22 protein-coding genes are annotated in these 25,623 nt (G+C 71.7%); 8 read left to right on the top strand and 14 right to left on the bottom strand.

From position 1 onward, the window contains the following. Positions 1 to 10: 10 nt before the first annotated feature. The 6 genes from ACWCQ1_RS22650 to ACWCQ1_RS22625 all read right to left on the bottom strand — a co-directional run bounded on the left by ACWCQ1_RS22650 (position 11) and on the right by ACWCQ1_RS22625 (position 9,956). The gene (locus ACWCQ1_RS22650) at positions 11 to 751 is read right to left on the bottom strand and encodes a class I SAM-dependent methyltransferase (protein ID WP_358593518.1); all 741 of its coding nucleotides are present in this window, start codon (positions 749 to 751) and stop codon (positions 11 to 13) included. After that, complete coding sequence (locus tag ACWCQ1_RS22645) at positions 748 to 2,139, bottom strand: condensation protein (protein WP_451027209.1); 1,392 nt, start codon at positions 2,137 to 2,139, stop codon at positions 748 to 750. Before ACWCQ1_RS22645 ends, ACWCQ1_RS22650 begins: the two co-directional genes overlap by 4 nt. Further along, positions 2,136 to 6,869 (bottom strand): alpha-(1->3)-arabinofuranosyltransferase domain-containing protein, encoded by a 4,734-nt coding sequence (locus tag ACWCQ1_RS22640; RefSeq protein WP_451027208.1) that lies wholly within the window; start codon positions 6,867 to 6,869, stop codon positions 2,136 to 2,138. The genes ACWCQ1_RS22645 and ACWCQ1_RS22640 overlap by 4 nt, the downstream gene beginning before the upstream one ends. Then, positions 6,866 to 7,609 (bottom strand): class I SAM-dependent methyltransferase, encoded by a 744-nt coding sequence (locus ACWCQ1_RS22635; RefSeq protein WP_451027238.1) that lies wholly within the window; start codon positions 7,607 to 7,609, stop codon positions 6,866 to 6,868. The genes ACWCQ1_RS22640 and ACWCQ1_RS22635 overlap by 4 nt, the downstream gene beginning before the upstream one ends. Beyond that, complete coding sequence (locus tag ACWCQ1_RS22630) at positions 7,597 to 8,784, bottom strand: glycosyltransferase family 4 protein (RefSeq protein ID WP_133041204.1); 1,188 nt, start codon at positions 8,782 to 8,784, stop codon at positions 7,597 to 7,599. Before ACWCQ1_RS22630 ends, ACWCQ1_RS22635 begins: the two co-directional genes overlap by 13 nt. A 194-nt stretch (positions 8,785 to 8,978) precedes the next feature. After that, positions 8,979 to 9,956 (bottom strand): DUF3068 domain-containing protein, encoded by a 978-nt coding sequence (locus ACWCQ1_RS22625; RefSeq protein WP_133041205.1) that lies wholly within the window; start codon positions 9,954 to 9,956, stop codon positions 8,979 to 8,981. A 166-nt stretch (positions 9,957 to 10,122) separates the two neighbouring features. Between ACWCQ1_RS22625 and ACWCQ1_RS22620 the strand changes: the two genes are divergently transcribed. Both ACWCQ1_RS22620 and ACWCQ1_RS22615 read left to right on the top strand, forming a co-directional pair. After that, positions 10,123 to 10,275, top strand: a complete 153-nt coding sequence (locus ACWCQ1_RS22620) for a hypothetical protein (RefSeq protein ID WP_165954717.1) — start codon at positions 10,123 to 10,125, stop codon at positions 10,273 to 10,275. 3 nt (positions 10,276 to 10,278) lie between these two features. Beyond that, on the top strand, positions 10,279 to 11,520 hold the full coding sequence (locus tag ACWCQ1_RS22615) for a helix-turn-helix domain-containing protein (protein WP_356763587.1): 1,242 nt from the start codon (positions 10,279 to 10,281) through the stop codon (positions 11,518 to 11,520). Between the two features lie 10 nt (positions 11,521 to 11,530). On the opposite strand, the gene ACWCQ1_RS22610 is transcribed toward ACWCQ1_RS22615, so the two are convergent. Beyond that, positions 11,531 to 12,592 (bottom strand): NAD-dependent epimerase/dehydratase family protein, encoded by a 1,062-nt coding sequence (locus ACWCQ1_RS22610; RefSeq protein WP_358593523.1) that lies wholly within the window; start codon positions 12,590 to 12,592, stop codon positions 11,531 to 11,533. A gap of 147 nt (positions 12,593 to 12,739) precedes the next feature. On the opposite strand from ACWCQ1_RS22610, the gene ACWCQ1_RS22605 reads away from it, so the two are divergent. Next, entirely contained in the window at positions 12,740 to 13,513 is a 774-nt protein-coding gene (locus ACWCQ1_RS22605; protein ID WP_358593524.1) for an IclR family transcriptional regulator, read from the top strand. Further along, on the top strand, positions 13,510 to 14,361 hold the full coding sequence (locus ACWCQ1_RS22600; RefSeq protein ID WP_358593525.1) for an SMP-30/gluconolactonase/LRE family protein: 852 nt from the start codon (positions 13,510 to 13,512) through the stop codon (positions 14,359 to 14,361). Before ACWCQ1_RS22605 ends, ACWCQ1_RS22600 begins: the two co-directional genes overlap by 4 nt. 47 nt (positions 14,362 to 14,408) lie before the next feature. Here ACWCQ1_RS22600 and ACWCQ1_RS22595 read toward each other — a convergent pair whose 3' ends face one another. Continuing rightward, entirely contained in the window at positions 14,409 to 15,644 is a 1,236-nt protein-coding gene (locus tag ACWCQ1_RS22595; protein ID WP_451027207.1) for a DUF6545 domain-containing protein, read from the bottom strand. Then, complete coding sequence (locus ACWCQ1_RS22590) at positions 15,641 to 16,234, bottom strand: toxin-antitoxin system, toxin component family protein (protein ID WP_451027206.1); 594 nt, start codon at positions 16,232 to 16,234, stop codon at positions 15,641 to 15,643. Before ACWCQ1_RS22590 ends, ACWCQ1_RS22595 begins: the two co-directional genes overlap by 4 nt. A gap of 191 nt (positions 16,235 to 16,425) precedes the next feature. On the opposite strand from ACWCQ1_RS22590, the gene arfA reads away from it, so the two are divergent. Continuing rightward, on the top strand, positions 16,426 to 17,946 hold the full coding sequence (gene arfA / locus ACWCQ1_RS22585) for an arabinosylfuranosidase ArfA (protein WP_133041212.1): 1,521 nt from the start codon (positions 16,426 to 16,428) through the stop codon (positions 17,944 to 17,946). A gap of 6 nt (positions 17,947 to 17,952) precedes the next feature. On the opposite strand, the gene ACWCQ1_RS22580 is transcribed toward arfA, so the two are convergent. Both ACWCQ1_RS22580 and ACWCQ1_RS22575 read right to left on the bottom strand, forming a co-directional pair. Further along, a complete protein-coding gene (locus ACWCQ1_RS22580; protein WP_451027205.1) occupies positions 17,953 to 19,092 on the bottom strand; it encodes a WD40/YVTN/BNR-like repeat-containing protein in 1,140 nt (379 codons plus the stop codon). A 42-nt stretch (positions 19,093 to 19,134) separates the two neighbouring features. Beyond that, positions 19,135 to 22,068: a beta-galactosidase gene (locus ACWCQ1_RS22575; RefSeq protein WP_451027204.1), complete on the bottom strand. Its 2,934-nt coding sequence runs from the start codon at positions 22,066 to 22,068 to the stop codon at positions 19,135 to 19,137. 78 nt (positions 22,069 to 22,146) lie between these two features. Here ACWCQ1_RS22575 and ACWCQ1_RS22570 point away from each other — a divergent pair, with 78 nt between their 5' ends. Further along, entirely contained in the window at positions 22,147 to 22,605 is a 459-nt protein-coding gene (locus ACWCQ1_RS22570) for an RrF2 family transcriptional regulator (RefSeq protein ID WP_133041215.1), read from the top strand. Positions 22,606 to 22,771: 166 nt separating this feature from the next. Further along, the gene (locus ACWCQ1_RS22565; RefSeq protein ID WP_133041216.1) at positions 22,772 to 23,422 is read left to right on the top strand and encodes a DUF4360 domain-containing protein; all 651 of its coding nucleotides are present in this window, start codon (positions 22,772 to 22,774) and stop codon (positions 23,420 to 23,422) included. Here the strand turns inward: ACWCQ1_RS22565 and ACWCQ1_RS22560 are convergent. Further along, positions 23,376 to 23,594, bottom strand: a complete 219-nt coding sequence (locus ACWCQ1_RS22560) for a DUF397 domain-containing protein (RefSeq protein WP_133041217.1) — start codon at positions 23,592 to 23,594, stop codon at positions 23,376 to 23,378. The two genes, ACWCQ1_RS22565 and ACWCQ1_RS22560, sit on opposite strands and share 47 nt — an antisense overlap. Beyond that, positions 23,591 to 24,376, bottom strand: coding sequence for a helix-turn-helix domain-containing protein (locus ACWCQ1_RS22555; protein WP_451027237.1), 786 nt, complete (start codon positions 24,374 to 24,376; stop codon positions 23,591 to 23,593). The genes ACWCQ1_RS22560 and ACWCQ1_RS22555 overlap by 4 nt, the downstream gene beginning before the upstream one ends. A 169-nt stretch (positions 24,377 to 24,545) precedes the next feature. Between ACWCQ1_RS22555 and ACWCQ1_RS22550 the strand changes: the two genes are divergently transcribed. After that, the gene (locus ACWCQ1_RS22550; RefSeq protein ID WP_451027203.1) at positions 24,546 to 25,013 is read left to right on the top strand and encodes an ATP-binding protein; all 468 of its coding nucleotides are present in this window, start codon (positions 24,546 to 24,548) and stop codon (positions 25,011 to 25,013) included. Here ACWCQ1_RS22550 and ACWCQ1_RS22545 read toward each other — a convergent pair. Then, positions 24,997 to 25,614 carry a DUF4328 domain-containing protein gene (locus ACWCQ1_RS22545; protein WP_451027202.1) on the bottom strand — a complete coding sequence of 206 codons (618 nt, stop codon included), beginning with the start codon at positions 25,612 to 25,614 and terminating at the stop codon, positions 24,997 to 24,999. The two genes, ACWCQ1_RS22550 and ACWCQ1_RS22545, sit on opposite strands and share 17 nt — an antisense overlap. Positions 25,615 to 25,623 lie beyond the last annotated feature (9 nt).

Below are 25,623 nucleotides of genomic sequence, written 5' to 3'. Positions count from 1 at the left end.
GGCGCGCCCCCTAGGTCTTCCGCGCGTGCAGCAGAAGGATCGAGGCCAGCGACGGTCTCGAGCAGGCCAGCCGGTCGAGGGCGCGCAGGGGACGCGGTACGCCGTGGAAGGGGGCCCCTTCAAGTCGTACGACCTCGAAGCCGGACGCGGTGACGAACTCCAGCAGTGCGCGGGCGGTGTAGAGCCGCAGATGTCCCACGACCTCCGTCCCGGGCCGCCCGTGGATCCCTCGCAGGCTCACCTCGGAGAACACCGGCTGCACGCCCGCCGCCAGCAGGGCGCGGTTGTACCAGGCCGCCAAGTTGGGTGTGGAGAGCATGAGATGGCCCCCGGGGCGCAGGACGCGGCGGATCTCGTCGAGGGCCGCGTCGGGGTCGACGAGGTGCTCGATCACCTCGCTGAACAGCACGGCGTCCGCGGAGCCGGTCCTGAACGGCAGTCCGCCGCCGGTGAGTTCGCCGCGGATGGTGTACGACAGGTGGGCGCGGGCCCGTCGGAGGGCGTCCTGGGACCAGTCGACGCCGATGATGCGGTGGCCGGGGAGCAGGGGGGCCGCGGTGGCGGCCGCCGTGCCGTCGCCGCAGCCGATGTCGAGGACGGTGCGCGGGGTGCCCCCGCCCGTCGCCGGGCCGAGGGCGCCGGCGAGCATGCGGGCCTGGCGGAGGCTGCGGGGGGTGCCGGAGGCGACGGGGACGGACGGATCCTCGTAGAAGTCACGGAGGTCCTTGGGGCGGGGGGCGGTGGTCGTCATGGGGTGACCTCCGTCGAGTGCAGGTAGTGCTCGAACAGGTCCCTGAGGTGGGCGCCGTCGCCGTGGCTGAGCAGGGCGCGCGACCAGCGCAGGGCCAGGTGCAGGCGGCCCGCGGTGGAGGCGGTGGTGACGGTGAGGCCCCGGGGCATGCGGGCGGGGGCCGAGAACCAGACGGCGTGCGCGCGGCCGGCCTCCTCGCCGAAGTCCAGGGGGTAGGGGATGCGGCCGATGTTGCTGAGCAGGGTGGTCGAGGTCCAGGGGGCGGCGGCCCGGCGCAGCCCGCGGGTGAGGGCCGCGCGCCAGGCCACCGGGGTGACCGGGGCGGTCAGCAGGGCTGCCCCGTGGCCGAGTTGGGGGCGGGGGAGGGACTTGAGGGCGCGGGTGCGGGTCGCGGTTCGCTTCAGCAGGCCCGGCATGTCGGCGGCGCCGTGGGCGTCCAACTCCTCTTGCGTGAAGGGGACTTCGACCAGCCGGGTGCCGTTGCCGATGGGCATGGTGGCGTCCCTGGGGCGGTCGTCCACGGGCATGGTGATGCGGAGGGGGCGGGGCTCCGCGCCGTGTTCCCTGTTCCAGTGGGCGATGGTGAGGGCGGTGGTGACCATCAGCTGGTCGTTCACCGTGTAGGGGGAGCCCTTGGGGCGGTGGGGGAGGGGGAGGTCGGTGACGAGCATGCCGTTGCCGGGGGACGGCTCGGGGGTGCCGGGGGCCACGCGGGCGGGCGGGGACCAGTTGGAGGGCGTTTCGGCGGTGGGCGGCGGGGATTCGGGGGCGCGGACGGGGGGTGCGGCGGGGGAGTTGTCCTGGCCGCCGTAGAGCTCGGCGGCGGTGGCGAGGACGCGGAGGCAGGCGGGGCCGTCCAGGGCGGTGTGGTTGATGGTGAGGAAGAGGACGGTGCCCTTGCCTGCGGCCGCTTCGGGCCGACGGGGCGTGGTCGCGGGGGGTTCGCCGACCGCGTCCGTGGCCTCGCTGCCCTCCACCGGTCCCGGGCCCTCCACCACCTCCAGGCGGATCGGTGGGGACAGGGTCAGGGGCGGGGCCGTCGTCAGCGCGCGGGTGCGGGCGTCCCGGAGCGCGCCGCGTCCGCCCGGCGGGAAGGTGACCACCTCCACGTCCGGTTCCGGCGTCAGCTCCCACTCGTAGCGGCGCCGGTACCAGTGACCCGGCGCCTCGCGCATCAGGATGCGCGGATGGCGGCGCAGGGCCTCGGCGAAGGACGCCCGCAGCCGGTCGCGGTCGAGCCGGCCCGGGAGATGGACCTCGATGTGGACCGTCTCCGGTTCCTCCTCCTGGAGGCAGTGCCGGGCGACCTCGTCCACGACCGGGAACGGTATGCGGACCGGCGGCCACACCGGTCCGCCGGCGCGTGCGGGATGCTCCAGTGCGGTCATGACTCCGGCTCCTGTTTCTCCGTGGGCGCCCCCGGCTTACGCGGCGGAAACCGCGTGGTCGGCGGATCAGGCTCGACGACTCCGGGACCGCGCGCGGAGACGGTGGGGCCGGAGGCGGGCGGCGGGGGCAGTTCGGGGCCGGGACGCGGGGCGGCACTGGAGGAATCGGCCTCGTCCGCCCCAACCGGCCCCGGCTCACCGGCGCTCTCCCGTCCGCCCTGGTGCTCCGCGCCGCGTTCGGGTTCGGCCGACGGCTTGCTGACAGGTGCCGCGCCCTCGTCGCCGGCCGGATGCGCACCGCCGCTTTGGGCCCACGGCTGGCCACTTACTCCGGCTTCCGCTCGTGCACCGCCCTCCTCCATGACCCGATGCCCACCGCCGCCTCCGGCCCACGGTTCGGCACCCAGCCCGGACTTCGGTATCCGCTCGGCCGGAGCCCGTAGCTCGTTCTCCCGTTGTGGCTCCGCGTCCGAGGCGCGTTCTCCGAGTTCTCGGTGCTGTCTCCTCGGGAGAGTCTGGGTCGGTGCCTCTGAGCCCGGTGTCGTTCCGGTGGTGAGGCCGGCCGCGCTGCCCGCTGTCGCCGGGGGCAGGATCGCTGTGGAGCCCGGGCCCTCGTCCGGCTCGCGTACGGCGACCACGCCGGCGAACAGGCCTATCAGGGCCAGGAGTTGGGCCGGGTGGCCGAACGCGCCATGGCCCGCGCCCGGGGGCTCGCCGGCGCCCGTCGCCGCCGCGATTCCGGCGCCGGCGAGGGCGACGAAGGCGATCGGGACGAGCAGGGTGTGCCGGCGGTACGCGAGCAGCGCCAGGGCCGGGACGAGCAGGGCGAACCAACCGGCGATCAGCACGGCCACCACCGTCAGGGCCACCGTGCCGAGCCACAAACCCGGCAACGGGGCGACCTGCTGCGGCTGGTCGGGGTTGGGTTCGCGGCGGCGCCAGACGACCAGGCCGATCAGCACCGCCAGTCCCACCGCACCGCCGATCAGCCCGGCCTTGTACGTCGTCGCGGGCTCGTACGACAGCTTGACCGTGCCGCCCGACCCGGCCGGGACCCGCCAGCCCTGCTGCCAGCCGTCGAGGCGGACCGGGGTGAGCTCCTTGCCGTTCAGCGTGGCCTTCCAGCCGTCGTTGTAGTTCTCGTACGTCGTCAGGTACGTCGCCGCGCCCGAGCCGACGGTCACCTCGCGGCGGTCGCCCAGCCAGTCCCGTACGGTCAGTTGACGGGACGCGGCCGTGGTCTGCGCCGCGACCGTGCCCCGGGTCAGTGTGACGTCCGTGAGCGCGAGCGGCCCCGCGTCCCCCGCCTCCAGCCGGTGGGTGCCGGACGTCAGCTCCAACTCGGCGTCCTCGCGGCCTTGCTGGCAGAGCGTCACGTCGACCTGTCGGCGCTGCGTCAGGTCCCGTACGGTCCCCTTCACGGCCGTCTGGTACAGCTTCCCGTCCACCGCCACGTCCGGCCCCTGTCCGCACGGCAGGGAGAAGGTACGGCTCGCGCTCGGCTGCGGGGTGCGGTACTGGTCCAGCGCCGGGACGTACGCCTCGGAGAAGCCGACGGGGAGTTGCAGGTTCTCGTCGGCGACCGGGTTGTGCAGGGTCAGCGGCGCCGTCTTGGTGACCGTGATGTCCAGCCGGTCGGTGGTGATCGGGTCGAAGCGGACCACGCCGTTCTCGTCGACGCCGGCGATCGTCGCGCCGTCCGGGGAGCTGATGTCGACCTGTGTGGCCCGGGTCGACAGCCCGCCGGCGGGTGCCAGCACGACCTCCCCGATGGGCTGTTTGCCGCTCCAGCCGAGGTGGATGGTGGGCCGGTCGCCCGCGATCCAGGCGGTGGTCAGGTCGCCGTCGGTGAGGTTGCGCGCGGTCAGACCCGCGCCGAGGGCCGCCGTGGAGTCGGCGGTCGCCACGATGCGGTTCTGCTGGTCGGGGGCGACCCGGTAGAGCAGCGTGTCCAGCTCCTCACCGGTCACCGGCACCGCGTCGGCCTTCATCGTGTACGTTCCCGCCGTGGGCGTGGTGAAGGAGCGGTGCAGCCCGTTCTCCGTGCCGGTCGCGGAGAGGCCGGTGGGGTCGGGGGTGCGGTGCAGGGAGATCTCCGTGGCCGAGGCGTCGGCGCCGTCGGCGTCCGTCGGCAGCCGCAGCACTCGCGTCACCTGGACGTGCGGCAGGGCGATCTCGGAGAAGCCGGCCCCGGTGAGACCGGTGTGGCGCGCCACCGAGTCGACGATCGTGAGCTTCATCCAACTGGTGGCCCCCGCAGGCGCCTTGACGCTCTGCGTCTGGCCGTTCGGCTGCAGGAAGCTGGTCCTCGACCCCTTCTCCGTCTCCACCTTCACCTTCGTCGCCGCCGACCGCACGCTCTCCTGCGGCAGCGGAGTGACCTTGAACGAGGACGGCATGTCGTACGTCCCGCTGAAGCCGATCCGCAGCCACTGCCCGTCCGCCGTGTCCGGCGCGCCCTCCGTCCACGCGGTGTCCGGGTTGCCGTCGAAGGCGTTCACGGGGTCGTACTGGGGCAGGTGGAACAGCCAGTTGCCGCTGGAGGAGGCGGTCACCGTGCGGGCGCCGCGCAGCCGGGCCACCGTCTGGTGGTCGAGGCCCTTGGTGGGGAGGATCTGGTGCGGCTTCTTGCCGGCGTCCTGAGTGGCGTCCGGCGAGTTCCGCTCCGAACTCGTGTACGTGTACGACGTGTTGGCGCTGACGAGCCCGAACCGGGTGTCCTGGCGCCGCAGTCCGTCGCCGACGATCTGCAGGGACGGGGTGCCGAGCCCGGGCGTGTTGTCGCCGGTCAGTACGGTCGCCCGGTCGCGCAGCTGGGAGGCGAGCGGCAGCAGCGCCTCGGGGCCGCCGGAGACGACGGCCGTGTCGGCCACGGACAGCAGATGTGCCTGGCCGGGGCGCGGGACGTTCTTGTTGTCGGGTTCGTAGATCTCCACCGCGCGCTGACGCGGGTACAGCCCCTCCACCTGGATCGGGGCGTCATGGGCGATCACCCCGCCCGTCATCACCGGCCCGAAGCCCGTCACCCGGACATACCCGGACTGCTCCAGCGTCCGCTTCACGGTCGTGGTCGGCACCGCACCGATCTGGTTCGGGTCGAGGTCGTTGCGGACGACGACGTAGTAGACACCGGCCCGGCTCAGGTAGTCGGCCAGCCCCGGGACATCGCTTCCGGAGGCCAGCGCGTCCTCGACCGCGTCCATCGCGCGGCGGTTGCCGGGGGTGCCGAAGGGGACGTAATCCCGTTGTGCCCAGCGGGACTTGGCGAGGACGTCAAGGGGCTGGTCGATGGGGGAGCCCCAGCTGTAGATGCCGTGCGCGGTGGCCGGGACCACCAGGGCACGCGAGTCGGGGGAGTACTTCTCCAGCCAACTCGCCGTGGTCTTCCAGTACTTGGGCAACTCCTGGAAGGAGCCGGGGTTGAGGATCGACCCGTTCAGATAGGGCCACAGCAGACCCGGGAGGATCAGCACCGCCGCGATCAGGGGCGCGAACCCGCGGCCCCGCACGGGCCGGGCACCGCGCGGCTCGGCGGCCACGCCCACCAGATGGGCGAGGCCCAGCACCAGCGCCAGGGCGAGGCCCGTCTGGAACTTGTAGATGTTGCGGAAGGGGACCAGCCAGCCGTTCAGCCAGTCCTGCACGACCCCGTGGAAGGGCGCGCCGAACGCGCCGCCGTACCCGGCGAGCAGCACCAGCACGGTCGACACCACGGTCAGCACCAGCCAGCGCCGCTCCGGCATGTCCCGTCGGGCCAGCCCCGCGAGGCCGAGTCCGGCCGCCAGCGCCGAGCAGACGATGACGACCACGGACGCGGCGACGGTCCAGCCGGCCGGCAGCCACGCCTGCCCGAAGTGCAGATACGCGACCCAGTTGCCGGCCCCGCGCAGTGCCTCCGTCGCCGACATGGTGGCCGTCGTCGTCTGCGAAGTCTCCACATAGGGAAGGAAGTTCTCGCCGTAGACGCCGAGCATCAGCAGCGGGATCCACCACCACGCCGTCGCCACGACCACACCCGGCGCCCACCACGCGATCAGCTTCCGCTGGCGTGGACCGGGCGGCCGGGAGAGCAGATAGAGCCCCACCGGCAACAGCGAGGCCAGCGTGGAGGCGCCGTTGACGCCGCCCATGAACGGCACGACGAGCGCCGAGCGCAGGGCGGCGATCCGCGCGCTGTAGCGCTCGTCGGTCAGCGGCAGCAGCACCCACGGCAGAAAGGCACCGGGCAGCGCGGCGGCCGACGTGGAGCCGACGACGATCGTGAACATCGGCCACAGCGCGTACGCGACGCCCGCGAGCAGCCGTGATCCCCCGCTGCCGACCCGCAGCCGCTCGGCCAGCCGCAGGGCGCCCCAGAAGGCCACCGACACGATCAGCGACAGCCACAGCCGCTCGGCCAGCCACACCGGCAGATGCAGGACGTGCGCCAGCCAGTAGAACGGCAGCATCGGCCACAGATAGCCGGCGTACTGGTCCTGGATCCCGCCGAAGGACCCCTGGTCGTGCCACAACTGCCCCAGGTCGGAGAAGAACGCTCCCGGGTCGACGGTCACACCCAGCTTGGTGTCGAAGGTCTGCCGCCCCGGGTGCACCACCAGGAACAGCACGAACACCACGGCCCAGAACCCCGCCAGCCAGCGCCGCGACCGCGGTCCCTCGGGCGGACCCGCGGTGGCCGCGGTGGTGGGGACGGCTGCCGGAGGGGGAGCCTGGACCGTGGTCGTCGTCATGGTGGACACCGCCGGAGGATGAGAAGGAGGTTCCAGGTGGCCAGCTCCCTGATGCCGGGCGCCTTCACGACGGTCTCGGCGAGGAACGGCCAGTAGCGGGAGCGCGCCGAGACGACCGTGACGTCGTCGCGGGCGCGCACCTGCCGCAGGGTGGTGCCGATGTGGACGGCGAACAGGTTCTCGCCGAGGGTGTGCTTGGCGGGCTTGCCGGTACGGCGCCAGTAGCGGGCGCGGGCCCGCTCGGCGCCGAAGTAGTGCCAGGGCGCCCACTCGTGACCGCCCCAGGGCGACAGCCAGTTGGTGAACGACACGTAGATCAGGCCGCCGGGCCGGGTCACGCGCGCGAGTTCGCTGAGGAAGGTCTGCGGGTCGGCGACATGTTCCAGCACGTTCGAGGAGAAGGTGACGTCCGCGACGCCGTCGGCCAGCGGCAGCAGATAACCGTCCGCGATCACGGCGCCCTCGGGGGGCTTCTCACCGAGCTCCCGTAGATCCGGTTCGAAGAGGTACGCGTGCGCGCCCCGCCGCCGGAACTCCTCGGTGAACCAACCGCCACCGCCGCCGACGTCCACGACCGTACGCCCGGCGACGGGCCCGTCGTAGGCCTCGACCTGGTCGGCGGCGTCCCGGGCGAGCAGGCCGTAACAGCCCTCGGGGTCGTCCTGTTCGTGGCGGAAGGCACGGAAGAGAGCGACCGAGCGGCGTATCGAGGGATCCTTGAGGCCGGTCACGGGGACCAGCTCCTCACCGCCTCTGCCGCCACCGCGCGGAACTGTCTGACGGTGCGGTGCCAGCGGAAACGCGCCGCGCGGTCACGGGCCGCCTTGCCCATCGCCTCGCGGCGGCGGCCCGACAGGGCGAGCGTGCACCAGGCCGCGGCGAACGAGGACTCGCCCTGCGCGAGGACACCGGTCTCCCCGTCCACGACGGAGTCCCGCAGCCCCGGCACGTCGAAGGCGACCGTCGGCGTCTCCCGCGCCGCCGCCTCCGTCACGACCAGCCCCCAGCCCTCCACGGCCGATGGATGCAGCAGCAGCCAGGCGGCGCACAGCAGCCGGTGCTTCTCGGCATCGGAGACATGGCCGGCGAACTCCACGCCAGGACCGGCGAGTTGCTGAAGCCGCTCCCGTTCGGGTCCGTCGCCGACGATGACCAGCCGGCCGCCGGTGACCGGCCGCACCCGCTCCCAGAGTCTGAGCAGCAGATCGATCCGCTTGTACTCGACCAGCCGCCCCACCGCCACGAACAGCGGCTCCGGCGAACGGTCGGCGCGGGGGCCGGGCTCCTCCACGCCGTTGTGGACGACACGGATGCGGTCCCGTTCGACGCCGATCGCCCGCAGCGCGTGCGCGGTGGACGGAGAGACCGCGACCATGAGACTCCGGTGCTGGGCACCGGTCAGCGCCCACTGCTCAAGTCTTCGGCCGAGCCGGGCGGCCGGCGTGAGGGGCCCGCCGAACCGCATCTTCCACAGGTCGGTGTGCACATGGTTGACCAGGCACACCGTGGGCCCGTGGTGCCAGTAGGGCGCCAGGTAGGGCATGCCGTTGCAGACCTCGACCAGCAGATCGGTCTCCCCGACCTGCCGGGCGAAGGCGCCGCGGGCGCGCAGATAGTGGGCGAACTCGCCGCCGGCGGAGACGACCCGGTAGTCGCGGTAGGCGGCCGGGCCGCCGCAGATGAGGGTCACCTGGTGGCCGAGGGCGGTGAGCCCCTCGGCGAGCCGGTCGACCAGCAGCTCGGAGCCGCCGGCCGCCGGGTTGTCCAGGTCCCGGTGGGCGAGGAAAACGATTCGGCGCGGTTGTGGGGGGAGCGCCGAGAGGTGCTGCGGCGCCCAGGGATGTGCGGCGCGGTGGGGGTCCCCCCGCCCGAGTGCGTTCGAGGGTGGGGGAGGGGAGGGCACGTGCTGGGGCATGGGTGCTCCAACTCGTCTCTGGGTGCGGAACTCAGTGGTGGCTTTCCGGACTCGCTGTGGGGGGACTGAGCTCTTCCTGGGTGGGGGATGTGGGCGGGTTGTGCTCGGGTGGGGTTGGACAGTTTTCGCCGTGCCGTTCGCCAGGGCTACTCACCGACGTGACAATTTCCGGCTTTATTAGAACTGACGTCATGTCACATCGTGAGCTGAGGTGCGGATGAATCGGGCGACTCGGGGCGCTTGCGTCCTCGTACCACCAGAGCACCACCAATCGCCGCCAGTACGAATCCGGCCACAGCCGCACCGATCGGCAACGTCTCACCCACCATGCGCAGTTGACCGCTCTCCTTCTTCGCGAGTTTCACCTGGGACTTCTGCGTCTGCGTGGTGAACCCCAGTTTCCGGCTGTCGAGCAGGACGACGGCGTCCTTCTTCGAGCCGGGCGCGCGCAGGGTCCGGCGCGGGCCGACCTGGGCGTACAGCACCCGGCCGGTGCGCTGGTCGACGACCAGCTCGATGCCGTGGTTGGCGTACCACTCCTCGGCCAGGACCTGCGGTTTGTTCTTCTGGCCGACGATCGTGCCCGGCACCAGCCGCGTCCCGATCTTCGTGGGCACGACGGTCCCGGTGAACCGGTAACCCGTGTACCCCTGGACCTTCTTCGTACCCCGGTAGTGCAGCACCACGGTGTCGCCGAGCGAGTTGTCCCACCAGGTGTAGGACCGTTTGTGCACGTCGAAGGGGAACTTGAGATAGGCGTCGCCCTCGAAGTAGGGATTCTCCTTGCAGCAGTGCACGGGCTGGTTCGTCCGCCGGTCGGTCACCCACCGGTTGAGGAAGAACTCCAGCGCGTCGTGCGGATCGGCGGCCGGCAGCGACTTGTCGGTGTCGACGGTCGTCGTCACGTCCCACACCGCGTCGCCGCTCTTCTCGCTGTCCGCGACGTTGCCGCGCACCTGCTGGGTGACGGTGATCCGCTGGTCGTGCACGGTCTTGATCTCGTCCGTGTCGAAGTAGCTGCCGGTGCCGCGGTACACGGCGGTCGTGTCGATGTCGATCGGGTTCACGGCGGCCCGCGGCTCGACGTACCAGACCAGCATCGGAGCCAGGACCAGCAGAAACGTGCCGATTCCCAGCAGAATCAGAGAGAGGGGTGAGGCTGTACGGCGCATCCGGATACTCCAGGGGCGAAAGGTTGACGGAGTTCGGGCCGCTCTATGGGCCGCAGACCGTAGGCGCCTCTTGACGGGGTGTCAATGCTTGTCGAGACTGGGCCGACAGGCAGGGGTGGGACCACCGGGTGGGGACGACCTTTCGGACAGAGAGGCTGACCCTGCGATGTCCAGACTGCTCGCCGTCGCGCTGACCCTCGTGGCCGCCGCGGCCCTCGCCGTGGGCGCCGCCCTCGGCATCGTCGCCCTGCTCGACGCCACGCCCGACCAGCCCAACACTCCCTTGATCACCTACGAGCAAGCCGGGCAAGGGAGTTGACCGGTGGGGCCGGCCCGCTCACCCGCCACCACCACCCGCTCGGCCTGGCACGACGTCCCCCGCCTCCAGGTCCGCCGGTTCGCCGCCATCGCCATGGCGGAGGCACCCGCACTCGCCGAGGAGATCCTGCGCGAGATCCGCCGCGAGTACCCGCATCTGCCCGTCGTCCTGGACGAGTCGGGCGAACCGATGGCCCTGGTCGGCATCCGCCGCGCCATCGAGGTCTTCGTCCAGCACCTGGAGACCTCGGAGGGCCGCCCGACCGTCCCGCCGGGCGTCTTCCAGGAGTTCGGCAGGGGCGAGGGCCTGCACGGGCGCAGCCTCGACTCGCTGCAGGCGATCTACCGCATGGGCGTACGCCTCGCCTGGCGCCGTTTCGCCGAGATCGGCCAGCGCGTCGAGATCCCGCCGCCCGCGATGTACGAACTGGTCGACGCGGGCTACGAGTACCTCGACGGCCTGGTCGACCAGTCGGTACGGGGCTACGCGGAAGCGGCGGCCAGACAGGCCGGGGAACGGCTGCGTCTCCAACGCCGCCTGATGGAACTGCTGTTGGCCGAGCACCACCGGGGCGACACGGCCGACGCGCTGACCGAGCGTGCCGCTCGGGTCGGCTGGCCCCTGCCCCGCAAGGTCGCCGTGGGCGTCCTGCTCCGCCCGGCCCGGGAGGCGGTCGCGCCCGCCGTCGGGCAGGGGGTGCTGCTCGACATGGAGTACGAGCAGCCCCGTATGGTCGTGCCCGAACCGGACGCGGCCGGCCGCTCCGAGCTTCTGCACCGCGCGCTGACCGGCTGGTCCGGGGCGATCGGCCCGCCCGTCCCCCTGGCCGACGCGGCGAAGTCACTGCGGTGGGCCGAGGCGGCCGTACGGCTGATGGAACGGCGGCTGCTGCCGGCCGGGGACGTCCTGTACTGCACGGAACACACCGAGGCGCTGGTGCTCCTGCAGCCCGAGGAACTGATCGACGACCTGGCCCTTCGCTGCCTGGCCCCCCTGGCCCACTGCGGTCCCACGCACGGCCGCCGGCTGGCGGAGACGTTACTGGCGTGGCTGGAGACGCGGGGCGGGGCGCCGGAGGTGGCGGCCCGCCTCGGCGTCCATCCGCAGACGGTGCGCTATCGCCTGCGGCAGATCCGCGAGTTGTGGGGCGACGAGATCGACGACCCGGACCGCCGCTTCGAGCTGGAACTGGTGCTGAGGGCGCAGAGGTTGAGGGGGGTGCTGGGGGAGACGGGACGGCGGTAGCCGCCGCCCCCTACCGCTGCCCGCGCCACGCCTCGTAGTGGTCCAGCACGGTCTCCTCGATCGGCCGGTAGCTGATCCCCAACTCCCGGACACTGCGGCTGTTGTCGACCCGGAACCTGATCCCGAGGTGCTTGCGGATGTAGTCCTGGGTCAGCCCGAAGGCGGGACCGAGCACGCGAACGGGCCAGTGCGGGAGGCGGGTTCGGGGCAGCCGCAGGTCCTTCGGATACCGCCCCCGGATGATCCGGGCCATGTCGTGGAAGGAGGTCATCTCCTCGGCGGCGACGATGTACCGGCCGTGCGCCTCGGCCACCTCGGCCGCGGCGATGTGCGCGTCCGCCACGTCCCGTACGTCGGCCGTGGTGAAGCTGAAGTCGGGGGCGCCGTAGAAGAAGTACCCCTTGAACAGCTCCTCCAGGAGGAAGAGGCTGCCGGACTCGGAGGCGGGGGTGAGCGAGGGCCCGAGCACCAGTCCCGGGTTGACGGCGACCATGCGCCACCGGTCCTGCCGCTTCTCGGCCTCCCAGGCGGCCTGCTCCGCGACGGTCTTGGCGTAGTGGTACGGGTTGTTCTCCACGGTGCTGGTGGTGTTGAAGCAGCTTTCCCTCAACACCCGCCCCTCCATCTCCAGCACGTCCGCGTAGTCCCCGAAGATCGCACCGACGGTGGAGGTGAACACCAGCCGCCGCACACTCGGCGTCCGCTCCACACTCCCGACGACGTTCCGCGTGCCGCTCAGCGCGGGCTCGACCATGTCCCGCTGCCCGTCCTTGATCTTCTCCGGCATGAAGAAGGGCGAGGCCACATGGAACACGACCTCGCACCCCTTCATGGCCTCGTCGAAGTCCCCCTCGACCAGCAGATCGGCCTCGAACAGCTCGAGCCGCCCGGGATGAACGTCCTGCATGGCCCGCAACGGCGCAACCTTGGCCCCGTTGCCGACGCTGCGAACGGTGGCCCGAACGCGATACCCACGCTCCAGCAGCCGCCGCACCAGATGACTCCCGACGAACCCACTGCCACCGGTCACCAGCACGGGCCCGTCCCCCGACCCCTCACTCAGCTCGCTCACCGGTACAGGTTCGGGCATGGACCGGCCAAACGGAAGCGCAGAACCATTGCCCGGGCAAACGCGCATCGTTAGCCTGTGTTCGTCATGCCGATCGTCTGTTGAAATTTCGAACGCAGACGCCCAGATAATCAAGGGAGGGGGCCGGTTGTGGGACGCCTGGTACCTGCCGTGACCCGAGCTCTCGACATTCTCGAGCTCTTCCTCGACGGGGACGGGACGCTCTCCGCCCCCGACATCGTGCGCAAGCTGCAGCTGCCGCGCACCACCGTGCACGAGCTGGTCACCACGCTCGCCGCCCGGTCGTACATCGTCCAGGTCCCGGGTCAGCCCGGACGCTACCGGCTCGGCGTACGGCCGTACCAGCTCGGCAGCCGTTACGCCGAGCAGCTGGACCTGGCCGCCGAGGGGCAGCAGGTCGCCCGGTCCGTAGCCGAGACCTGCGACGAGACCGTGCACGTGGCGATCCTCGAGGGCACCGACGTCATCTACATCGCCAAGGTGGACTCCACGCACGCGGTGCGCATGGTGTCCGCCGCCGGCCGCCGGCTGCCCGCCCACTGCACGTCCGTCGGGAAGATGCTGCTGGCCTCCCTTCCGGAGCAGGAACTCTCCGCGCGCATCCCGGACGACGCCAGGCTTGTCGCGATGACTCCCAACAGCATCACCGACCCGGGCGCCCTGCGCGAGACCCTCGCCCAGATCCGGCAGCGTGGCCTCGCGGTGGAGAACCGGGAGTCCAACCCGGACGTCAGCTGCGTGGCGGCGCCCGTGAAGGACCGTGCGGGGCAGGTCGTCGCCGCGCTGTCCATCTCCGTCCCCATGATCCGCTGGAGCGACGAGCGCCGCGCCGAGCTGGAGCAGCTGGCCGCCAAGGGTGCCGCCGAACTGTCGGAGCGGCTCGGACACCGGAGTGTCGTATGAGGTACGGGTACGAGGTCGCCGTCCGGGCCGAGGCCGAGCTGGGAGAGGGGCCCACCTGGGACACCCAGGGCGGACGGCTGATCTGGGTCGACATTCTCGGCAGTCGCGTGCACACCTATGAACCCGGGTCCGGGCGGCGCACGGTCCGTGTCACCGAGCAGCACGTCGGCGCCGCCAAGCCGCGCGCCGGCGGCGGGCTCGTGCTGAACCTCCGGGACGGGGTGGGGCTGGTCGACCCGGACGGCGCCTTCCGCTGGCTGCACCACGAACCCGTCCCGGGCCGCCGCGGCAACGACGCCGCCGTCGCGCCCGACGGCTCGCTGTGGGCCGGCACCATGCGCTACGACGAGGCGCCGGGGGGCGGCACGCTGGCCCGTTTCACCGGCGAGGGGACCGCGGGGACCGTCCTCGACGACGTCGCCGTCAGCAACGGCACCGGGTGGAGCCCCGACGGGCGGCTCATGTACTACATCGACTCGCCGACCCGTCGTATCGACGTCTTCGAGTACGACGGCGAGGGACGGGTCGGCAACCGGCGCCCGCTCGCCGAGGTCGAGGACGGCGCCGGCTTCCCGGACGGGCTGACGGTGGACGCGGACGGCTGCGTGTGGGTCGCGCTGTGGGACGGAGGAGCGGTACGGCGCTACACGCCCGCAGGTGATCTGGACCGCGTCCTCGAGCTGCCGGCCCCACGCCCCACGGCCTGCGCCTTCGGCGGCCCCGACCTGACCGACCTCTACATCACCACGGCCCGCACCGGCCTGAGGGCCCCGCTCCCGCTCTCCGGCTCCCTGCTGGTGGTACCGGGCGCAGGCAAGGGCCTCCCTCAACCGGCCTTCGCCGGCTGACCGACAGCACCGACAGCACCGACAGCACCGACAGCACCGACAGCGAATCACCTCCGCGCCTTCTCCCGCTCCCCCACCCCCGCCCGTACCGCCAGCAGTGCCTCCGGGTGCCGGAGGGCGTGGGAGATGGGGCCGATCTCGCGCAGGAGGTCCGTCGTGTCCGGCGTGGCGGACCGGGCGGTGGGGTGGGGCGGCCGGTGGCGCCCGGCGATCGCGTCCTGGATGGCCAGGGCGGCGGCGAGCGCCCTCGCCCGGTCCGGATCGTGGCCCAGGGCGAGCGCCGCCTCGTACATCCGTTGCCGGCGGTCCTCGTCGATGTGACGGGCGAGCGGGAGCAGGACGTCGCGGATGAACGTCTCGCGGCGGATGAGCCGCAGCTCCGGTGTCGCGCGGAGGAGGAAGGTGACTCCGGTGCCGTTGACCGTGCGCATCAGCAGGTACAGCGGGCGCAGCCGGTGGTGGGCGAGGCGGACGCGCCAGCGGTCGTGCAGGTACTGGCCCGCGTGCGGAAGGATGAAGCCGACCGCTATGAGGATCGCGGACAGACAGGCGAGCGGCGGTGCCACGGCCGTACTCAGCCAGTCCAGGCGATGTCCGCTGAGGCGGGCGATCACCGCGGGCAACTTGACCGCGTAGAAGGAGAGTTGGGTCGCGTACCCGGCGCCGAGGAACTGCAGCCCCCAGCGCAGCCACGCGTCCAGCCCGTCCGTGCGCACCCAGTTCCAGATCAGTGCCGAGGTGATCACGGTGGCCAGCGCCTGCGCGGAGAGGTACAGCAGGATCATCTCGCGCATGTACGGCGTGTTGGCGTAGTACGTGTCGAGGTCCCGCAGCCTCTCCACCGGCGCGTCCGCGAGCGCGAACAGCACCCACAGCGCGGCGATCACCGTGAACGTGCCCGCGATCACCCACCGCACCGCCCGTACCGTCGCCGCGGAGCGGTCCGCCAGCCCGTTGCGCCAGGCGATGATCAGCAGCAGGCAGGAACCGCAGAAGGCGGTCAGCAGCGAGTACACCCACGGCGCCGAGATGTTCGGCACGCCCGTGACCCGGTTGACCCGGGCGATCGTCGACGGGGCCACGAACACGAACACCGCGCAGGCCAGCAGCAGTACACCGCCGACCGCGCGGAGCAGCGGGTCGCCCCACAGCCGGACGATCGTCGGCAGCTTGATCGCCAGCGCGGCCGTCAGGACACCTGCCGGGATCCACCAGAAGGACGGATAGAACTCGTTGACGAAAGCCGCCGGGGAGAAGGCCAGTTGGAGGAGGGCGGCGCTCACCGCGTCGTCCCCCCGCGCCCCCGGTAGCCCAGCGACCGGTGCACGGGGTCCAGCGGGGCGTCGGCCACCGGCCCGGACAGGAAGGGCCGGAACGCCGCCGCGAGCCGGTGCCCGAAGTCGTCGGCCTCCGCCTCGTCGGCCGCCCGGGAGCCGTCGCGCGCCGCCACCGACAGCGCCGTGTCGGACCAGTCGCGCCGCCCCGCCAGGGCCGTCCCGGCGACATGGTGATGGCTGTGCCCGGCGTGCAGATGCCAGAACTCGTGGCCCAGCACGACCAGTCGCTGCACCGCCTCGGCCCGCTCCTCGACGATCACCAGGTCGAAGTCCTGGAACTCCACCCACAGTCCGGTGACTTCGAGCTCGTCGGGGAAGCGCTCGAAGCGCAGCTCCAGCGGCCGCCCTCCGCGTCGCAGGCTCATCGCCTCGCACAGCGCCCGGCACAGCTCCGCCGCGTCGGCCGGTGGACACGGCCGGGCCCGTACCGCCGCACAGAGCTCCGCGGTCAACTCCCGCATCCCGGAGACCCGCCGCGAGCGTCGCAGCCCGGCGGCGAGCCGGGCCGCCTTCCTCCGCGCGCCCGCGATGTCCATGGCTCCCCCCTCTCGCCGCCGCACAGCAGGCTGCCCGACACCACGCCGTCGTTCAACCCGGAACGACTCCCGTGGCCGGAAAGTCCCGTGCAAGGCATTGACCAGGAAGCGCTTCCTATCTACCGTCACGTTCGAAGTTACGACCGGAAGCCGGAATGTCGAACGCACCAGCCCCCGTTGGAAAGGCTCCCATGAGCAAGAGCACCGCCCGCTTCACCCTCGACCCGGCCTTCACCGTCGGCGAGGTCGATCCCCGACTCTTCGGCTCGTTCGTCGAACACCTCGGCCGCTGTGTCTACACCGGCGTCTTCGAACCGGACCACCCCACCGCCGACGACAAGGGGCTGCGCCAGGACGTCCTCGCGCTGGTCCGTGAGCTCGGGGTCACCGCCATCCGCTATCCCGGCGGCAACTTCGTCTCGGGCTACAAGTGGGAGGACTCCGTCGGCCCCGCGGCGGACCGCCCCCGCCGCCTCGACCTCGCCTGGCACTCCACCGAGACCAACCGTTTCGGCCTCTCCGAGTACATCGACTTCCTGCGCAAGGTCGGCCCCCAGGCCGAACCCATGATGGCGATCAACCTCGGCACGCGGGGAGTCGCCGAGGCGCTCGAACTCCAGGAGTACGCCAACCACCCCGAGGGCACGGCCCTGTCCGACCTTCGTGTCTCCCACGGCGACAAGGACCCCTTCGGCATCCGGCTGTGGTGCCTGGGCAACGAGATGGACGGCCCCTGGCAGACCGGCCACAAGACCGCCGAGGAGTACGGCCGGATCGCCGCCGAGACGGCCCGCGCGATGCGCCAGATCGACCCGAAGGTCGAACTCGTCGCCTGCGGCTCCTCCAGCCAGTCCATGCCGACCTTCGCCGAGTGGGAGGCGACGGTCCTGAAGGAGACGTACGACCTCGTCGACTATGTCTCCCTGCACGCCTACTACTGGCCCGAGGACGGGGACGTCGACTCCTTCCTCGCCTCCGCCGTGGACATGGAGTCCTTCATCGACAACGTGGTCGCCACCGCCGACCACGTGGGCGCCCGGCTGAAGTCGAAGAAGAAGATCAACCTCTCCTTCGACGAGTGGAACGTCTGGTACCTGCCCGAGTGGGAGGAGCACGCCAAGACCTTCGAGCAGCACGACTGGCCCGAGGCCCCCCGTCTGCTGGAGGACAACTACAGCGTCCTGGACGCCGTCGTCTTCGGCTCGCTCCTCATCGCGCTGCTGCGGCACGCGGACCGCGTCACCGTCGCCTGCCTCGCCCAGCTCGTCAACGTCATCGCCCCGATCATGACCGAGCCCGGCGGCCCCGCCTGGCGGCAGACGACCTTCTTCCCCTTCGCCCAGGCCTCCCGGTACGGCCGCGGCCAGGTCCTCGACGTGCGGGTGGACTCACCGACGTACGAGACGAAGAAGTACGGCGAGGCCGACCTGCTGCACGCCACCGCCGTGCGCGCCGAGGACGGCACCGTCACCGTCTTCGCCGTCAACCGCAGCCGGACCGAGGCGCTGCCGCTCGAAGTCGCCCTCAACGGCCTGGACCTGACGTCCGTGGTCGAGCACAGCGTCCTGTCCGACGCCGACCCGGACGCCCGCAACACGCTCGCCGAGCCCGAGCGGGTCCTCCCGCACGGCGTCGAGGGCACCAGGCTTCAGGGCGGCACCCTCGACGCCGTACTGGAACCGCTGTCGTGGAACGTGATCCGGCTGGCCTGAGACGCCCTACCGCTCGATGTGCGCCTGCGCGGGCGGGTACGGGGACGAGGACGTCGTCCCGACCGACCAGTAGCCGCCCGTGCCCGGCACGGACGCGAGGGCCTCGGTCAGTACGGGTGTCGTGGCGGTCGGGCCGCGCTCGCTCACCCAGCTCCCGCCGTCCCAGCGCAGGTAGTGCGCCCTGGTCTGGTCCCAGAAGTCCCAGCCGGCGATACGGTCCGGACCGCCCTGTCCGTCGTCGACGATCCCGGTGAGCATGCCGACGGTGAACGGGGCGGTGACGGCCGTCCACGCGGTGCCGTCCCAGTGCTTGAGGGTGACGCCCGGGGGCTTGCCGGGCGGGCCGCCGACCCCGTAGTCGAAGCCGGTCAGCCAGATGTCGTCGGCGGCGACCGGGAGCAGGCCGGTGACGGCGGGGCGCAGGCCGCCGGGCGCGGTCAGCTCGGTCCAGGCCGTCCCGTCCCAGCGGGCGACCAGGGCGCTGTCGTAGACCCAGACCTCGCCGGAGGCGGTGACGCGGACACCGGACGGGGTGGCGGTGGTCGCGCTCGGCGGGGGCGCGATCCAGGACCAGGTGCCGTCGACGCCGTGCAGCAGTACCGAGCCGCCGCTGCCGCGGCCGCAGACCCACACGCCGTCGTCGGCGTCGACCGCGACGCCGGTGAGCGTGGTGCCGGAGGCCGAGCGGCCCGGGAAGTCGGCCTCCCGCCAGGTGCTGCCGTCCCAGCGCAGGAGGTGCGCGCCGGAGCCCACGGCCCAGGCCTGGCACGCCGTGCCGGCCACGGAGCGCAGCGCGCCGCCGAAGCCCAGGTGGGCGAGGTCGAGCCTGGTCCAGCTCGTGCCGTCCCAGACGAGGGAGAGGGGCCTGCCCAGGGTGCTGCCGTTGCGGCCCTCCTCGCCGACCGCCCAGGCGAGGTCGGGGCCCGCGGCCGCGACGCCGAGGAGCTGGGCGGCGGGCGTGCAGTCGGGGGCCGGCACGGCCTGCCAGTCATGGGGCGCCCCGGCGGTCGCCGAACGCGTACCGCCGGTCATGCCCGCGCCGGTCGAGTCCCCGCTGTCCTGGGTGGCCGCGTGCGCACTCGCCGGGGCCAGCCCCAGTCCGGCCCCGGCTCCCACTAATCCGCTGATGAAACGCCGTCTTCGCACGATGTTCCCCCTTCTCGGGTCATGCCCTGGCGGGCATTCCTGTCACACCGGCGCCACCGGTACCCCGCCCGCCGCCGCTCCCAGCAGCGTCAGCCGTACCTCGGACGGGCCGGACAGCGTGGTCCCGTCGGACAGTACGGCGAGTGCGATGGTGTTGGAACCACGTGTGCGCAGAATCCCGTTCGGCAGGACGAAGGTGTGCTGCGGACCCACGTCGTTGATGTACTGGCCCATGTTCCAGCCGTTGAGGAAGATCTGGACGCGGTAGGCGCGGGCCGGGTCGTCGTCCAGGACCAGCCCGATCGAGGCGTCCGTCCCGGGGGTGACCGCGAGCTTGAAACCCGTCCGGTACCAGGTCACCCCCTGTCGGCGATCGGCCCGCGGCAAGGTCACCGGCTCCCAGCCGCCGTCGCCGAACCCCGGCAGATGCCACCCGTGCCGCTCCCCGTGCAGCCCACCGCTGTTCTGCGGCCCGCGCACCGGATCGACCGGCCTCTCACCCTGCAGCCGCCACCTCACCTCGGGGGCGGCCCCGTCGAAGGTCACCGAGATCAGTCCGCGGGCCGCCTTGTGCGTGTCTTTTGCCTTGCCGTCCTGGTCGTGCTGCATCCGCCGGACGAGGACGGACAGCACATGCGAGCCGCCCGTACGCAGCCCCTCCGGTACGGCGAACTCCGCCGTGGCCGTCCAACTCCCTTGTCGGACACTGGCGTTGTCCGGCACCGGCATCCGGTGCGTGCCCAGCGCCCGCCCGTCCAGCCAGGCCATCAGCAGCCCCTGGGTGCCGGCGCCGTAGGCGAGCGACACGGACCGCGCGCCCAGAGCGCCCGTGAAGTGCCCGCGGTACCAGACGTCGCCGTAGTGGAAGCCGTAGTCGTCGGCGAAGAGGACGGGCTGTCCCTCCGGGACGGGTGTCGTGCTGTACGAGGACGTCTTCCGGGCGACCTGCCAGGCGGAGTCGTCGAAGCCGGCGGCGGACTCGGGGTTCTCCGTCCTGCGCCGCCATCCGCTCAGCGCGGGCAGGGCCACGGTCCCCGCACCGGGCAGCGACCGCGTTGCCCGGAGGCTGCCGGAGGACGTCGACCGCACCGCCAACTTCGCCCGGTTCCAGCTCACTTCACCGATCCCGCGCGGCCCCCACACCTCCAGCTCGGCCGCTCGGACGGTGTCCCCGGTCAGCCGTACCGCCTTCCCGCTCACCTGCGCCGTCCGCAGCAGCGCGGGACCGTACACCAGCACCGGGCCGGACGGGGTGTCGTACGGGAACAGGCGCAGCGAGGTGTCGTCGTCGGCGAGGAGCAGCAGGAGCGGGGTGGAGGTGCCGCCGCCGGAGACCGACACGCGGGTCAGCCCGTCGAGTCGGGCCTCGATCCGCAGCAGACCGTCGGCGTACGTGTGGGTCGCGCCGCCGGCCAGCACCCGCACCGTGGGCCGCAGCGGGCACTCCAGCGCGGTCACCGTCATCTCGCCCGGCCGCCCGGTGAGCACGGCGATCTCCTGGCGGCCGGCGCTGAGGGTGAGCATGGGCTGGGCGTTGGAGTACCGCATCTTCCGCTGCCCGAGCTCGATCCCGGCGGCGAGCAGCCGCGCGTCCTGCGCCGGGACGGTGACGGGGACGTCCGTGCCGGGGACGGTCGAGGTGACCGGCTCCGTACCGTCGTTGCGCAGGACGTACACGTCGGCGCCGGTGTCCTGGTTGGCCAGGTGGTACGCCTTCAGCCCGGCCGCCGTGACGTCCGCCGCGCGGTCCAGTTTGGCGAAGTCGGGGACGTGGTGCAGCAGATGGCCGAGCTGGTGCATGGGGACGAGCTTGGCGGTGGGCTGCCGGCCCTCGTCGAAGGCGGCCCCGTAGTCGTACGAGGTGTAGACGACCGGCGCGGGCAGCCAGCCCCAGGAGGTGCCGCCGAAGGTCATGTAGACGTTGTGCAGGGTGATGCCGTTGGCGAGGTTGGTGAGGTAGAAGCGCCGCTCGTACGCCGCGTCCCGCTGCCGCCGCGACTCCGCGTACCCCTTCCGGTCGAACCAGACCCCGCCCCACGGGTCGAACCAGCCGCCGCCGAACTCGGGCATGAAACCGGGGGTCCTCGGACTCGCCGTCGCCCCGCCCTTCACCCCGCCGACCCCGAAGTGCCCCCAGTCCGGCGGCACTTGGGTGGGAGACGGGTACCCGTCGAAGCCGTACAGCCAACGCCCCTGCTCGCCGCCGGTGTCGAAGGAGCCGGGGATCCAATATCCGTTGCGGCCCTTGTCGTTGTGGAAGAGGGGGACGTCGATGCCGTCCGAGCGCACCTTCTCGTAGAGGTGGGCCATGTAGGCACGGCCCGTCGCGTCCTGCGGGTGGGCGTCGTACTCGTTCTCGATCTGGTAGAGCAGGATCGTGCCGCCGCCGTCGGTGTAGAGGTGCCGGGCGGCGATGGCGTCGACGTGCGTCAGCCATTCGTCGACGTGGGAGAGATAGGTGGGGTCGGCGGTGCGTGCCGTGCCCTTGGTGGCGGTCAGCCAGCCGGGGAAGCCGCCGGCGTCGATCTCGGCGTTGATGTAGGGGCCGGGGCGGAGGATGACGTACAGGCCGGTCTCGGCGGCCGTGCGCAGGAACAGGTCGAGGTCGCGGACGCCGGTGAAGTCGTACCGGCCCGGGGCGGGGGAGTGGTAGTTCCAGGACACGTAGACGCTGACCGCGTTGTAGCCGTGGGCGCGCATCTTCTGCAGGACGTCCCGCCACAGGGAGGGGCTCGGCAGCCGGAAGGGGTGCATCTCGCCGGACCAGACGACCAGGCGGCGGCCGTCGACGATCAGGGAGTAGCGGTCGAAGCCGACCGTGTGCTCCTCGCCGTCCGGCGCGGGCGGCGCGGGCGCGGGCCCCGTGGGCGTAGTGGGTGCGGCGTAGGCGCAGGTCGCGGCGGCGCTGCCGCCGAGGGTCAGGCCGAGCGCCGTGGTGCCGGCGAGCGCGGTGAAGGTACGTCTGCTGAGCCCCATCGGAGCCTCCCGTCGTGCCGGTACGTCGGCGGGCGCGTGCGGGATCATTGTGTACGGCCGGACCGGCAGAATGGTCGTATGAGGATCTCGGCGCGGGCGGATTACGCGGTACGGGCGGTTCTTGAACTGGCCGTGCGGCAGGACGGCGGTTCGGTGAAGGCGGAGGCCATCGCCGCCACGCAGGAGATCCCGCACAAGTTCCTGGAGGGGATCCTCGGCGATCTGCGGCGCGCCGGCATCGTCGACAGCCGGCGCGGGGGCGGCGGCGGTTACCGGCTGGCGCGGGAGGCCGGGAAGATCACGGTCGCGGACGTCATCCGGGCGGTGGACGGGCCGATCGTCTCCGTGCGCGGGGAGCGGCCCACGGGCCTGGAGTACACCGGTTCGGCCCAGCCCCTGCTCCCCCTGTGGATCGCCCTGCGCGCCAATGTCCGCCGCATCCTGGAGGGCGTCACCATCGCCGACATCGCGGCGGACGCCCTGCCGGAACCGGTGCGCGCGCTGGCGGCGGAGCCGGCGGCCTGGGAGAACCCGTAGGGCCTCGGCTGTGTGAAATTCCCTTCTGTGAATGGCCGGAGTTCGTCCTGTCCATGTCATGTTCGCGTCCCTACGATGCGGATCGCCTCCGGCCTTCACAGAAAGCTCACGGTTTCTTCAAAGGTGCGGGGGCGTGCCACCCCCCACTCACAGAACCGGAGAGACCATGCCTGGTGGACTCCTGCTGAGCGGCGCCGTAGCCGCTCTCCTCACCACCGCACTGCCCACGCACAACTCGTCCCCCGTGTTCGACAACCCGCCCCCGGACAAGATCGTCATCGACGTGGCGACGGTGAACGGCTCCGGCTGCCCCCAGGGCACGGCCGCCGTCGCCGTCTCCCCGGACAACACGGCCTTCACGGTCACCTACAGCCAGTACCTCGCCCAGGCCGGCGGCAACTCAGACCCCACGGCCTTCCGCAAGAACTGCCAGCTCAACCTGATCGTCCACGTCCCGCAGGGCTTCACCTACGCGATCGCCAGCGCCGACTACCGGGGCTTCCTCTCGCTCCAGCCGGGCGCGTCCGCGACGCAGAAGGCCTCGTACTACTTCCAGGGCTCCTCGAACACGGTGCCCAAGACCCATCCCTTCAGCGGCTCGTACAACGACGACTGGCAGGCCACCGACTCCACCGACTGGGCCCAACTGGTCTGGGCACCCTGCGGAGTTCAGCGCAACTTCAACATCAACACCGAGCTGAGAGTGAACGCTGGGACGGCGAACCCGGGCAAGGTCAGCTTCATGACGATGGACTCGACCGACGGGGACATCAGCACGATCTACCACATGGCGTGGAAGACGTGCCCGACGTCCTGACGTACGCCGCGAAACCGGCCCACACCTCCCGCGACAGGGCGAGGTGTGGGCCCCGGCGGTTCTTCGAGTCCCGGACGTGGATGGTGGCGGGGGTTATGGCGACCTCGACGCAGTCGCCGTCCCCGCCGCTGCTGTAGCTCGACTTGAACCAGGAGAGTTCGCCGGTGGTCATAGGTCCCCTCGCATCCGCTGCAACAGGCTCACCGAGTCCGTGAGAGTGAGAGCCTGTGACCGCATCCTGGCATACCGCCGTTGGAGGACGCTGATCTCTTTCGGCTCGGAGATGAGCAGGCCGCCTCGCTGGCCCTCGCAGTAGGCGAACCACTGGTTCTCCGGCGTCTCCAGCAACTGCACCGGACCGTCCAGCCCGGCGTGTGTCTCCTGCAGCGTCGGCATGATCTGGATCTCCACGTTCCGCAGATCCGCGATCTCCAGCACGTGGTCGATGAGTTCACGCGTGACCTCTGTACCGCCGGTCCGCCGCTGGAACAGGTGCTCCTCCAGGATGAAGCCGAACGCCGTGTTCGGCCGCTCCTGAAGCAGGCGTTGACGCTCGGCCCGTGCGATCCACTGGGCCTCGATCTGCTCGTCGTCCAGCGGTGGAAGCTGGTTGGTGAACAGCGTTCGCGCGTACGCCTCGGTCTGCAACAGCCCTGGGATCAACCGGCATTCGTAGGTGTAGAGGGTGATCGCGGTCGCCTCCAGCCGCGCCCACCGCCGAAACCAAGCCGCCAACCCCGGCTGCCGGGCCAGCGTCGGCAGCGCCTTTCGCAGCGCGCCCGTGTTGCCCAGCAGTTCCTCCGCCCGTTCCACGAACGCCGTGTCCGGCATGCGGCGGCCCAACTCCACCGACGCCACCGTGTGCTTGGAGAAGCGGACCAGGTCGGCGTACTCCTCCCTGCTGATCCCCGCGTGTTCCCGCAACGCCTGATGCACGGCCCCGAAGGTCCGCATGCTGTCCGACGACTCCGGCTCACCGCCACCATCGACCACGGCCGGTCACCTCCCGCGCCCATGGTCACGGCCCGTCACATGTACTGTCCAGTCCGTAGCCGCGTACGCTGCGGCAGCGTACGCGCGCATGCCCTGGTGAAGGGCCTTGTGGGGACGCCAGATTGGGCCCATGACCGCACCGATCACTCCCCAACCGCCGATTACCGTACGTGTGTTCACGCAGCGCCTCAGCTCCACCCCGCGCGGCGCCCGACTCGCCCGGCACCTCGCCCTGAATCAGCTGCACGCCTGGGGCGTCCCGCACGGCAGTGACGTCTCCGAGGCCGTCGCGGTGATCGTGGCCGAGCTGGCCGCCAACGCGGTGACCCACGGCCGCGTCCCCGGGCGGGACTTCGAGCTGCGGCTGTCCCTCCCGACGGGCAGCGTCCGTATCGAGGTCACCGACACCCGCACCGAGCCCCGGCCCCCGAAGCCCGGTGATGTACGGCCGCCCGACCCCCTCGACGACCACGGCCGCGGCCTCGTCCTCGTCGACGCGCTCGCCGACCGCTGGGAGGTGGTGGATCGCGAGCCGATGGGGAAGACCGTGCGGGTCGAGGTCGACCTGCCCTCGGGGCGGATCAGACCGCAGGCATGACGTCGATGCGCGGGGTGGCGAGCGAGTGGGTCTGCGTGGCCGTGACGCGATGGATGACGACGATGACCAGTGCCGCGGCGGTGAGGTTGAGCGCCTGCGAGATCACGAGGACGGCAAGTGAGGTTCCGGAGAGCCCGATCGCGGCGATCACGAGATGCCCCGCCCACGCCACCCACCAGGCGTTCACCAGCGCGTCGTCACGGCCCGCCGACGCGGGGTCCGCACTGCTCGCTCGCCGTGCCGAGAGAAGCAGTCCGCGCGGGAACCAGGCGTTGACCAGGGGGATGAGCCACGCGACCACGGCCCACACATCGGATCCGAGATCCGCGCCGGGGGTGATGACCCGGGCGTTCCGGCGGCACCGGTGGAACCACACCAGGAACAGGGCCGCGGCCACCGTCATGGCGTAGGCGGACACCATCGAGACGAGGGCCGCCCTGCCCGACGTGGTGTCGGCGGGATGCAGGCGGTGCGCTCTGAGTGTCAGGGCCCGCAGCACCTCGACGGCGGCCGCCGCGACTATCGCTCCCTGCGTCGAACGGGCAAGTACGCGGGGCGCTTTGAGAGCAACGGGGCCAACGGGTCTGTGGGATTCGGTCATGGCGCGGAG

It is taken from the genome of Streptomyces sp. NPDC002144, assembly GCF_053593695.1.
This window is presented reverse-complemented; position numbering and strand designations above follow the sequence as displayed.

Excerpts from the sequence above, each read along its gene's own strand:
- ACWCQ1_RS22625 (WP_133041205.1), bottom strand. The coding sequence starts at position 9,956 with ATGCGCCGTACAGCCTCACCCCTCTCTCTGATTCTGCTGGGAATCGGC.
- ACWCQ1_RS22650 (WP_358593518.1), bottom strand. The coding sequence starts at position 751 with ATGACGACCACCGCCCCCCGCCCCAAGGACCTCCGTGACTTCTACGAG.
- ACWCQ1_RS22620 (WP_165954717.1), top strand. The coding sequence starts at position 10,123 with ATGTCCAGACTGCTCGCCGTCGCGCTGACCCTCGTGGCCGCCGCGGCC.
- ACWCQ1_RS22565 (WP_133041216.1), top strand. The coding sequence starts at position 22,772 with ATGCCTGGTGGACTCCTGCTGAGCGGCGCCGTAGCCGCTCTCCTCACC.
- ACWCQ1_RS22600 (WP_358593525.1), top strand. The coding sequence starts at position 13,510 with ATGAGGTACGGGTACGAGGTCGCCGTCCGGGCCGAGGCCGAGCTGGGA.
- ACWCQ1_RS22550 (WP_451027203.1), top strand. The coding sequence starts at position 24,546 with ATGACCGCACCGATCACTCCCCAACCGCCGATTACCGTACGTGTGTTC.
- ACWCQ1_RS22590 (WP_451027206.1), bottom strand. The coding sequence starts at position 16,234 with ATGGACATCGCGGGCGCGCGGAGGAAGGCGGCCCGGCTCGCCGCCGGG.
- ACWCQ1_RS22560 (WP_133041217.1), bottom strand. The coding sequence starts at position 23,594 with ATGACCACCGGCGAACTCTCCTGGTTCAAGTCGAGCTACAGCAGCGGC.
- ACWCQ1_RS22555 (WP_451027237.1), bottom strand. The coding sequence starts at position 24,376 with ATGCGGACCTTCGGGGCCGTGCATCAGGCGTTGCGGGAACACGCGGGG.
- ACWCQ1_RS22640 (WP_451027208.1), bottom strand. The coding sequence starts at position 6,869 with ATGACGACGACCACGGTCCAGGCTCCCCCTCCGGCAGCCGTCCCCACC.
- ACWCQ1_RS22575 (WP_451027204.1), bottom strand. The coding sequence starts at position 22,068 with ATGGGGCTCAGCAGACGTACCTTCACCGCGCTCGCCGGCACCACGGCG.
- ACWCQ1_RS22645 (WP_451027209.1), bottom strand. The coding sequence starts at position 2,139 with ATGACCGCACTGGAGCATCCCGCACGCGCCGGCGGACCGGTGTGGCCG.
- ACWCQ1_RS22570 (WP_133041215.1), top strand. The coding sequence starts at position 22,147 with ATGAGGATCTCGGCGCGGGCGGATTACGCGGTACGGGCGGTTCTTGAA.
- ACWCQ1_RS22545 (WP_451027202.1), bottom strand. The coding sequence starts at position 25,614 with ATGACCGAATCCCACAGACCCGTTGGCCCCGTTGCTCTCAAAGCGCCC.
- ACWCQ1_RS22630 (WP_133041204.1), bottom strand. The coding sequence starts at position 8,784 with ATGCCCCAGCACGTGCCCTCCCCTCCCCCACCCTCGAACGCACTCGGG.
- arfA (WP_133041212.1), top strand. The coding sequence starts at position 16,426 with ATGAGCAAGAGCACCGCCCGCTTCACCCTCGACCCGGCCTTCACCGTC.